Source organism: Nostoc sp. NMS2 (assembly GCF_017115105.1).
Lineage (GTDB): Bacteria > Cyanobacteriota > Cyanobacteriia > Cyanobacteriales > Nostocaceae > Nostoc.
The window spans coordinates 1-9,960 of the sequence record NZ_JABXKH010000123.1 but is presented as its reverse complement, the minus strand read 5'-3'; the positions used below and the strand labels follow the sequence as shown (position 1 = coordinate 9,960).

Here is a 9,960-nt window from a genome sequence, read left to right as displayed (position 1 = left end):
GCAAATCCTTATTCATTAGAGTTGAACTACAGGTTTCAAGATAGACGTGGTTTAATGAGTATATTTTCTGCGTCACACTGAAACATAGAGTTAAAAAGCCTCACTTGGTGTAGCATCAACTCTAAAAGAGTAGGAAAATTTTACATATCCAATGTTTCAGTTACAATAAGCTATGGAAAAAATTTTACTAAAAAGCCTACTTAATATATAAATTTGTACGTAAATTGATAAGTTTAAAAAATACTGAATCCCATATAATACAAGGCGGTATATCTGAATTAACCATTAATTATTCAGCCAAACCACAGAGATTAATTACCTAGATATATTAACTTAGTCTAAGAGGTTGTTTGAAAAGTAGTTGGCTGTGATTTTAGGCGCTTATTGATTCCCCCTAACCCCCCTTAAAAAGGGGGGAACCCGGATCAAAGTCCCCCTTTTTAAGGGGAGCCACTGCGGGAACAGGGGTCTCCCCGAATGAAGGAGGTGGCGTGGATTTAGGGGGATCTAAACGGATTTGATACATCACTAAAAACTTTTCAAACATCCTCTAACAGTAAAGGAAATTAAAATAACTGTTGAATATTTGCAACTAAACGGTTAGGTTTATTTATGTATCCCGAAGGAAATTATTTAATGATTCGATATTTGAATCGGAAAATAATACTTTTGAAATCGATGATTTTGCGAAAAAATAGGCATGAGTTCAATCATAATCTCAATTAGATAGACAAAAAAGCAACTAATGTAAAGAAAAATTACTTTAACTAAAGATACAATTGTAAAGTTTAATAAGTTGATCAGTTATCAGGTATACGATATGTTGGAATTATACCAATGGGAACTATCTCAATACTCAGAGAAAGTGCGCCTAGTTCTAGATTTTAAAGGACTAGATTACCGCAAAATAGAGGTTACGCCTGGGATTGGACAAGTAGAACTGTTCCGGCTGACTGGTCAGAAACAAGTCCCAGTATTAAAGGATCGGAATAAATATATTGCGGATTCTACGGAAATAGCTAAGTATTTAGACTTAGAGTATCCCGATCGCCCCATAATACCTCAAGATCCCAAAAAACGGGGTTTAACTTTATTGATAGAAGAATGGGCGGATGAATCTATAGGCATCAAAGGTAGGAAGGCACTATTTGCAGCCATAAGTCAAGATCAAAATTTCCGCAAGTCTTTATTACCCACCTCAACACCAGATATATTTAAAAGTCTGGTTGGAGGAGTACCTACTGACTTACTGACAGTGTTGGGTTTTGGAGTAGGTTATAGTCCAGATGCGATCCAGTCTGCGATCGCATCTTTAAAACAAGACTTGGAAGCGCTAACGTTATTATTGGCAGATAGTCCTTATTTAACTGGAGATGAGCCGACTTTAGCTGACTTGTCAGTGGCTGGCTTATCGATATTGCTCAAATTCCCCTCTGGTCCCTATCTGGATTTACCAGCTTCTATTAGAGGAAAAGGATTGCCAATCTTTTCAGAGAATATAGATTATGAACCATTCTTTACCTGGCGCGATCGCATTTACGCCCAATTCCGTAAACCATTAATTAGTACCACTTCAGCAACAGGGGGAGCGCCAACTTCGATTCAGATTGATTAGGGAATTGAGAATTGGGAATTGGGCATGGGGATGAGGGGGATGTGGTTCGACTTCGCTCACCAACCGGGAGATTAGGGAGAATAATTAATAACTAGTGACCAATGACCAATGACAAATGACAAATGACCAATGACAAATGACAAATGACAAATGACAAATGACAAATAACCAATGACTAATCAGATGAATTCGGGACAGCCATTAGGTTCGGTCATTCAAGGTTCTCTAACTGAAGGTTTAGAAGTGCGATTGCATCCTGACATTTCTGTGGAAGATATGCGGGTTGGTAAGTTTCTTGTTGTACAAGGGATGCGATCGCGTTTTTTTTGTATGCTGACAGATGTAGCATTGGGGGCTGCTAATGCGCGAATTATTGCTAATCCTCCCAGTTGGGAAGACACTTTTTTACGAGATGTTTTAGCCGGAAGTGGCACTTACGGTACTATCAACCTCGCGCCGATGTTGATGTTCACTCCTGAATCGGAAGAATCTTTCTCCCCAACAAACGGCAAATCGGCAAATCCCTTTATCCCATCAGTGACGGGTTTGGCTTCCTTTGTGCCACAAACCAGCACGACGATGGAATTGTTGCCTGTTAAAACTATTCCTAGCCACTTTAGTCAAGTTTACGAAGCCAGTGTTGACGACTTTCGCCGCGTATTTGGTTGGGAAGATGACCCCCAAAGGCGCAATTTTTCCATCGGTAAACCTTTGGATATGGATGTGCCTGTTTGTATCGATTTAAACCGCTTTGTGGAACGAAGTAATGGGGTTTTCGGGAAATCTGGGACTGGTAAATCCTTTCTGACGCGGTTACTTTTAGCAGGTGTTATCCGTAAAAATGCGGCAGTAAATTTGATTTTTGATATGCACTCCGAGTATGGCTGGGAAGCCGTCGCAGAAGGAAAGAACGTCAATACAGTTAAGGGATTAAAGCAACTTTTTCCAAGTAAGGTGGAAGTTTATACCCTTGACCCCGAATCGACGAAGCGCCGGGGTGTGCGTGATGCTCAAGAACTTTATTTGAGTTACGAGCAAATAGAAGTTGAAGATATTAAGTTATGTAGTCGAGATTTAGGACTCTCTGACGCAGCCCTAGATAACGCCAATATTTTATATAGTGAGTTTGGCAAGTCTTGGATTGTCCAACTGCTGAACATGACTAATGAAGAAATCGAGATGTTCTGCGACGAGAAGCGCGGACACAAAGGCTCGATTATGGCATTGCAGCGCAAACTCTTGCGGATGGACAGCTTGAAGTATATGCGAGCGGTTTGCCCCCAAAATTACATTAGTAAAATTGTGCAATGTTTGGAATCTGGGAAGAATGTTGTGATAGAATTTGGTTCCCAGTCTAATATGCTCTCTTATATGTTGGTGACGAACATGATCACCAGACGTATCCACGAGCATTACGTCAAAAAAGCAGATAAATTCCTGCAAAGCAAAAATCCTTGCGATCGCCCCACGCCGTTGATGATTACCATTGAAGAAGCGCACCGTTTCCTAGATCCAGGGGTGGTACAAAGCACTATCTTTGGCACTATTGCCCGTGAGTTGCGTAAGTATTTTGTCACACTTTTGGTAGTTGATCAACGTCCATCAGGCATAGATAATGAAGTTATGTCCCAGATTGGAACTCGCATTACCGCTTTGCTTAATGACGAAAAAGACATTGACGCGATTTTTACGGGTGTATCTGGTGGTAGCGGACTGCGATCGGTATTGGCAAAGTTAGACTCTAAGCAACAAGCTTTAATTTTAGGTCACGCCGTTCCGATGCCAGTAGTAGTACGTACCCGTCCTTACGACGCAACTTTTTACGAAGAAATTGGTGAGCCAGCCTGGGAAGAAAAACCTGACGCGGAAGTATTTGCAGCGGCTGAACTCGCCAAAGCAGACCTGGGATTTTAAATAGTCATTTGTCATTTGTCCTTTGTCCTTTGCTAATGACCCTTCGGGTTCACCAGTTGCTCATGGGGGAAACCCCCAAGACCGCACTGGCTCACCAATGACTAATGACCAATGACCAATGACCAATGACTAATTCGTAACATCCCTCCATCCTCACAAGAAATTAAGTTCGGTTATCCGGCTAGTTTTTGGCAACAGAAGAGGGGTTTTTGGGGTCACTATAGATATAGTCAGTAATTTCAAGGAAGCCTAAATTTTTTTCCAAACTACCCATTTTGAATTATAATTGAAAGCTTTATCTTAAGATACTTTACTATCTGCCTGATTTGTCGTACTATAAAACTAAGTGGAACTCATACCGACTTCGGATTTTCTCGTTGCTCTCAGTAACTACCTAAAGTAATAATTCTCAAAAATAACCAGTGTGCTTATAAGAGATTGAAAATTTAGGGAAGTAGGGGAACCTATCTTGGGGGCTTAAGGTCTTAAAAACTTCTTTATCAATTGATAATTGTTTTTAGTAGCTCCTGATATTTTGTGATAGATTTACTACCTTTATCCATCCATTTTAGTAAGAAAACATACATTTTATTTACGGAGTAGAGGACAACGCACCAATGCCTACTGTCAATACCCAAACGGAAAATCTCAATACCAGATTCACGGCTGATATGGTGCGAACCTATCTGCGAGAAATTGGTCGTGTACCACTGCTAACCCGTGAGCAAGAGATTGTCTATGGGAAGCAGGTTCAACAAATGATGACGCTCATAGATGCCAAAGAGGTTTTGGCGAAAAAACTGCAACGCGAACCAGATATGTCAGAGTGGGCTGACGTGGTTCAACAATCGGAAACTGAAGTACAACAAACGGTAGCGCAAGGTAAGCGAGCAAAGCAAAAAATGATCGAAGCGAATTTGCGCTTGGTCGTTGCTATTGCGAAAAAATACCAAAAGCGAAATATGGAATTTCTGGATTTAATTCAGGAAGGAACACTAGGATTAGAGCGGGGTGTGGAGAAATTTGACCCAATGAGGGGTTATAAGTTCTCGACTTACGCTTACTGGTGGATTCGCCAAGCTATTACCCGCGCGATCGCTCAACAAGGACGTACTATCCGGTTGCCGATCCACATTACCGAAAAACTGAACAAAATCAAGAAAGTACAGCGTGAGTTAGCTCAAAGCTTGGGGCGATCGCCCACTCCAGCCGAAATTGCCAAAGAACTGGAACTAGAACCTGCTCAGATCCGCGAGTACCTGAACATGGCGCGTCAACCAGTATCTTTGGATGTCAAAGTTGGCGAGAACCAGGATACTGAGTTGCAAGAAATGCTCGAAGATAGTGGCCCATCACCAGAGTATTACACCAACCAGGAATTTTTACGCCAAGATTTGAACAACCTGCTAGCTGAACTAACCCCGCAACAGCGAGAAGTTTTAGCTCTACGCTTTGGTTTAGAAGATGGTAACGAAATGTCATTGGCGAAAGTGGGTGAGAGATTGAATCTCAGCCGCGAACGTGTCCGCCAGTTAGAGCATCAGGCTTTGGCTCATCTGCGTCGCCGTCGCGCCCATGTCCAAGAATACGTTGCTAGTTAAATATGGAGACGCGGGATTTCGCGTCTCTAAAGTTATGATGCGCCTCCTGAATTCAGGGGGCGATTTTTTTTGCTGATAACCAGGAAAAATATAGCCCACACTACAAACCTTTAATTGTTTACGCAGCTCTACTTCCAATACGGTTCGGTTAAGAAAAGAGACGCGATAAATCGCCGTCAAGACAAAGGACTGATCATTGTAAAGACGACGATTTATCGCGTCTTTGCGATCTATAACTTTCATCAAAAAACTTTATCCGAACCGTATTGGCTCTACTTCCTCTAACTGGTGGTAATCTAAGATTGTTGGGCTGGATTAAATAAAAACTTTAGTTTTTGACAGTTTTCTTTTTTGGACAATAGTAATATAGGTTGTGAATAAAGTCTTTGAAAATTAAGACTTGGTTATAGTTTAAGTAAGTTCTAAAAAACTTAGTTGATTTTTTAACAGGAGAAGTAGGGTGCTTAACAACCTTTATCAGTTCTTATCTCCCCGCCAGTGGGGAATTTCCCTAGCGGGCTTAGGCTTACTTCTCGGTTTGGGCTTTATAGGCAGGCAGGCTCAGGTAGTACCGGTTACAGATTCTCCATTATCATCGGCTCAGATTCAGACAGCCAAAACCTCTGACAACTCCCTTTTGTCGCAGCTAAGAAGAGTTAGAGAGCAGAGAAGTCAACTGAGAGCGGCTGCTGGAGAGAGAGGGATTTTTGTACATCAGAGCGGAAAAACACTCCCTAAAACCACAGCGCTGGTTCCAGATTCTCAGGGAGCTACAAAAAGTACAGAAGGTTTACCAAAAGTGAATTTTCCTGTAAAAGATGGAGTTTATCTCTATGGTCAATCGCCAAAATCAAACCAGCTTGGTCAAGGTTACATCATATTTCAAAAGCAGCAGGACAAGATAACTGGTGCGTTGTATATGCCCCAATCAGAATTTAATTGTTTTCGGGGTACTCTCAACAAGTCAGGAGAGTTGGCGATGACGGTTAATAGTTCGTCAAATGAAGCCAGTACTCCTGGGGCAAATCAGGTAGCTGCAAACAGTAAACTACCTAAAGTCAGTGAAGATGAGTTTAGCAGTTATCCTTATTCGGTGGCTCTGCAAGACTTTTATCAGTTAAATTCCATCACAGTGAGCGATCGCCGCACGTTGCAAATGTGCAAATAATCTTTAAGTTAATACTCAATTCCTGGTTGCGCTTTCACGCCTTGATCGCGGAAAGGGTGCTTAATTAAGGTCATTTCGGTTACGAGGTCAGCACGCTCAATTAAACCAGCTGGTGCGCCTCTGCCTGTGAGAATAACGTGCTTGTTAGCTGGTTTTTGCGCCAAACCGGATAAAACGTCCTCTAATGGTAAGTAAGCCATTTTGAGGGCAATGTTAATTTCGTCTAACAACACCAAATGAAAGTCTGGGTTGAGGATGTATTCTAATGATTTTTCCCAGGCGGCGCTAGCTTTGTCAAGATCGCGATCGCGGTCTTGAGTTTCCCAGGTGAAGCCTTCGCCCATTGCGTGAAATTCTATCTGGTCTTCCCAATAGCTGAAAACCCTTTTTTCTGAAGGTTCCCAGCTTCCCTTGATGAATTGGACGATCGCTACTTTATAGCCGTGACCTAGCGATCGTAACACCATACCCAAGGCCGCAGTAGTTTTACCCTTACCGTTACCAGTATTTACAATAATTAATCCTTTTTCTGGTACAGCTTCTGCTATGCGCTTGTCTTGCACTTCCTTGCGTCGCTGCATCTTTTTGCGGTACTGTTCATCAGTCAGAGATGAAGACATTACTTCATCAATCAAACGCCCAATTTCTTGATCTTGGTTTAATTCTTGTGGTGTATCGTTTTTCATCAAGCTTGTCTAGAAATAACTGTTAAAAGTGTTGGGAATGAGCCAAAATCGTCTTACTTATCCAATTTCACTTAAACTACTTGATTGGAAATGTCCAGTAAGTTTTTATGTGAAATATTAATAGTGTGTTAGTTTTATTAATGATTTACAGACAAGTGGAAATATCTATGATATACAAACTGAACTTATAATCTGATTTTACTATTACTGTTTTAAATAATTTAATATGTTCATTAAAGCATTTTACCAATAAAAATTTATGATTATTTCCTTTGTTAAAATCATGAGTTAGATGCTTTAAGTGCCAGGGGTATGATGTCTAATATCGGGAGTTGTGCATTTATGGATGTTGTTGTTTCCATTTTTCCCATAAAGGCTGCGTATCCTCTGGTTGCCCGTCATAGTTGAGCAATTGATCTGAAATTATCACCCATGACTGGGCACTGCGTGTCCAAATGTTACCCACTGGGCATAACCAACTTGTATCATCTAAGGTTCCGGCTTTGACATTGATAGTATTTGAATGGTAAGTCCTTTCATGGAACAATCGCGTTCCGCAGTCGCCACAAAACAGGTTATTTACTTCACGTCCACTATCATTTTTCCGAGTCCAAGCTTTCGGTTTTCCTTGAACAATTACAACAGCATCTCGTAGTACTGTAAGAGACATACCAAAGGCACTAGACGATTGTTTCTGACACTCCTTGCAGTGGCATAGGTAAAGGGTTAATGGTTGGGCATGAATTTCATAACGAATCTGTCCACATTGACAACCTCCAGTATATGGAAGACTCACAAGTTTTATCTCCTAACATTTTGTGTTGCTTTATTGTAACTAAAACTATCTCAATCTTAAAGCGGGTTTTAATAGACACAAACAGAATTCTCTGCGTCTCCCTAAATCTCCCTCATCCTTCATCTTCATCCGATTCATCATCCTCACTCCAATACTGTTGAGGTGCATTTCCGTGAACTTCTAAAATCTTTGGTTTTTTGATTTTATTATCAGGTGGATTAATTGCTTCTAACTGCACATCAAATTTCCAGTTATCACCAAAATCATAAAGATAGGTCATTTTAGCACCCGCTTCTAGAGACAAATCACCAATCCGCACTTGGTCAGCAAATGGGGGTGTTTCCATGTATGGATGACCTATTTTAATTATGCGACCAAAACGGTCTTTATAGCTAAACTCATATAAATGGTCATAGTCAAAATCAAAAGCATCGAGAATTGTCTCTGCTAGCCAGCCCAATGACTTTTTGGCTGGTATCGCAATGCGTCTCCAAGGCTGATGAAGAGACACTTTAAAAATATAAATACCATCAGTAAAACCTTCTTTGGAAACAAATAAATTATGCTGCCATTCTGGAAAAAATGGTTGAAAATGTAACTGCAACTTTCCAAAAGTTACATTTACCTCATCCTGTAATTCTCCTCGGATACCTAGTGGAAATAGTAATTGTAACAGAGCGTCCCCAAAGGGCAAACGTTGTAAACTAGTAATGCGCCATCCTTTGCCTTCTGTTGGTTTGCCATGTTTAATAGACAACAATCCAAATAACTCTAACAGGGCAACATTATGCAGACCAGGGTAATAACTAATATCGTGTTGGTGTTCATATTTAGGGAATTTTAAACCTTTATCTGGGACGCGGGGCCAAAGTTGAATACATCTAAATAAATTCCCGAATGAATCTTGATGTTCACCTAATATTTCGTTATTTCCCCAAATCAACCAGGCTTCTAATAAATTGAAATAGCGTTCTGTTGCATTTAGATTTGACCATGATTGCAAAGTTGCTGCGTCTAAAACTAAAATCTGCTTCTTCCCTTGGGATTTAATTTGGGCTATCCCAGAACTGCGTAATAACAGATATAGCCCATTGATGTAAGGGTATGATTTCTGTACGGGACGTTTGAGTTTAGTTTCAATTGGGTGACTTAACAGAGAATTCAATTCGGATAGTACTTTCAGTGGTAGAAGATTATTAACACTACTAACTTCCACTCCATTTGGTTGTAATAAATCTATCAGAATTTGAAAATCACGCAAAATTGTACCGGGTTGATTTTCATCAATACTAAGTTCTTGCAGGAGTTGTTGTTGTGACTCTGTTAAGGAAGGTAGTTCAGGGTTGAGTGTGCGTTCTAGCCGCGCAAATAAATCTTCCATAAATAAAAATTATAAATTCTCAATTCACAATTTAACCTTCTGTATGACCCTGTTCTCTTTATACTATGACTACCGAAATTATCCTAATAAATCTTGACCCATAAGTGTCAGATGAGGTCTATCAAGACCGTAAGCTTAATGAGATGTGAATGATAATATTCTCATCTTCTAGTTGACAATCCCAGAAGTTTGATATGAATAGTAACACTCGTTTACAGATGATTTTAGCTGATACACCTATTGATACAGTATTACCTGCGATCGCTCAACTAAATCTACCCAACTGGTGGTTAGCTGGTGGTGCAATCCGAAACACTGTTTGGTCTTCGATTTTTGGTAATGACTGTGGGTTAGGTATTAAAGATTTTGATATTGCATTCTTTGATATAGAAGAAAATCGTTCTCAAGAACTAGCAGCAAAAGCGACTCTCACAGAACAATTTCCTCATGACGAGTTTGATGTCAAAAATCAAGCCAGTTTTGCTCGTTGGCGGCTTGGTAGCAAACCCTACACTAGTACAGAGGATGCCGTTGCAGAGTGGCTGCATACTGCTACTGCTGTTGGAGTTCGACTAGATGCACAAGGCCAATGGCAATTTTTTACTCCCTATGGATTAGATGACCTGTTTGATGGCATTATTCGACCTACACCAGCACATACTCATAACGTAGATGCTCACAATAAGGCATCTGGGTTTTTACAAAAGTGTTCTTATCTGCGTTTGGCGTAAAAGTTACAGGGGAGCATCCCAAATGTGCAAAAACCTTGATAGCCCTCATCCCCTAACCCCTTCTCCCA

The 9,960-nt window shown here is 40.6% G+C and carries 8 protein-coding genes; 5 read left to right on the top strand and 3 right to left on the bottom strand.

The annotated features are described in order from the left end of the window. Positions 1-820: 820 nt before the first annotated feature. The 4 genes from HWQ36_RS21730 to HWQ36_RS21715 all read left to right on the top strand — a co-directional run bounded on the left by HWQ36_RS21730 (position 821) and on the right by HWQ36_RS21715 (position 6,298). Positions 821-1,615, top strand: a complete 795-nt coding sequence (locus tag HWQ36_RS21730; protein WP_292706375.1) for a glutathione S-transferase family protein — start codon at positions 821-823, stop codon at positions 1,613-1,615. A 183-nt stretch (positions 1,616-1,798) separates the two neighbouring features. Next, complete coding sequence (locus tag HWQ36_RS21725) at positions 1,799-3,529, top strand: ATP-binding protein (RefSeq protein WP_292706376.1); 1,731 nt, start codon at positions 1,799-1,801, stop codon at positions 3,527-3,529. Between the two features lie 617 nt (positions 3,530-4,146). Next, positions 4,147-5,130: an RNA polymerase sigma factor, RpoD/SigA family gene (locus HWQ36_RS21720; RefSeq protein ID WP_292706373.1), complete on the top strand. Its 984-nt coding sequence runs from the start codon at positions 4,147-4,149 to the stop codon at positions 5,128-5,130. A 460-nt stretch (positions 5,131-5,590) separates the two neighbouring features. Then, positions 5,591-6,298 (top strand): hypothetical protein, encoded by a 708-nt coding sequence (locus tag HWQ36_RS21715; RefSeq protein WP_292706371.1) that lies wholly within the window; start codon positions 5,591-5,593, stop codon positions 6,296-6,298. 8 nt (positions 6,299-6,306) lie between these two features. Here HWQ36_RS21715 and cobO read toward each other — a convergent pair whose 3' ends face one another. The 3 genes from cobO to HWQ36_RS21700 all read right to left on the bottom strand — a co-directional run bounded on the left by cobO (position 6,307) and on the right by HWQ36_RS21700 (position 9,161). Beyond that, positions 6,307-6,984, bottom strand: coding sequence for a cob(I)yrinic acid a,c-diamide adenosyltransferase (cobO, locus tag HWQ36_RS21710; protein WP_292706369.1), 678 nt, complete (start codon positions 6,982-6,984; stop codon positions 6,307-6,309). A 340-nt stretch (positions 6,985-7,324) separates the two neighbouring features. After that, positions 7,325-7,780: a GFA family protein gene (locus tag HWQ36_RS21705; RefSeq protein WP_292706367.1), complete on the bottom strand. Its 456-nt coding sequence runs from the start codon at positions 7,778-7,780 to the stop codon at positions 7,325-7,327. Positions 7,781-7,892: 112 nt separating this feature from the next. Then, on the bottom strand, positions 7,893-9,161 hold the full coding sequence (locus HWQ36_RS21700) for a plasmid pRiA4b ORF-3 family protein (protein ID WP_292706365.1): 1,269 nt from the start codon (positions 9,159-9,161) through the stop codon (positions 7,893-7,895). Between the two features lie 194 nt (positions 9,162-9,355). Between HWQ36_RS21700 and HWQ36_RS21695 the strand changes: the two genes are divergently transcribed. Further along, complete coding sequence (locus HWQ36_RS21695; protein ID WP_292706363.1) at positions 9,356-9,892, top strand: nucleotidyltransferase family protein; 537 nt, start codon at positions 9,356-9,358, stop codon at positions 9,890-9,892. The last annotated feature ends 68 nt before the right edge of the window (positions 9,893-9,960 follow it).

Coding starts and splice junctions, on each gene's coding strand:
- HWQ36_RS21730 (WP_292706375.1), top strand. CDS start 821: ATGTTGGAATTATACCAATGGGAACTATCTCAATACTCAGAGAAAGTG.
- cobO (WP_292706369.1), bottom strand. CDS start 6,984: ATGAAAAACGATACACCACAAGAATTAAACCAAGATCAAGAAATTGGG.
- HWQ36_RS21700 (WP_292706365.1), bottom strand. CDS start 9,161: ATGGAAGATTTATTTGCGCGGCTAGAACGCACACTCAACCCTGAACTA.
- HWQ36_RS21695 (WP_292706363.1), top strand. CDS start 9,356: ATGAATAGTAACACTCGTTTACAGATGATTTTAGCTGATACACCTATT.
- HWQ36_RS21725 (WP_292706376.1), top strand. CDS start 1,799: ATGAATTCGGGACAGCCATTAGGTTCGGTCATTCAAGGTTCTCTAACT.
- HWQ36_RS21720 (WP_292706373.1), top strand. CDS start 4,147: ATGCCTACTGTCAATACCCAAACGGAAAATCTCAATACCAGATTCACG.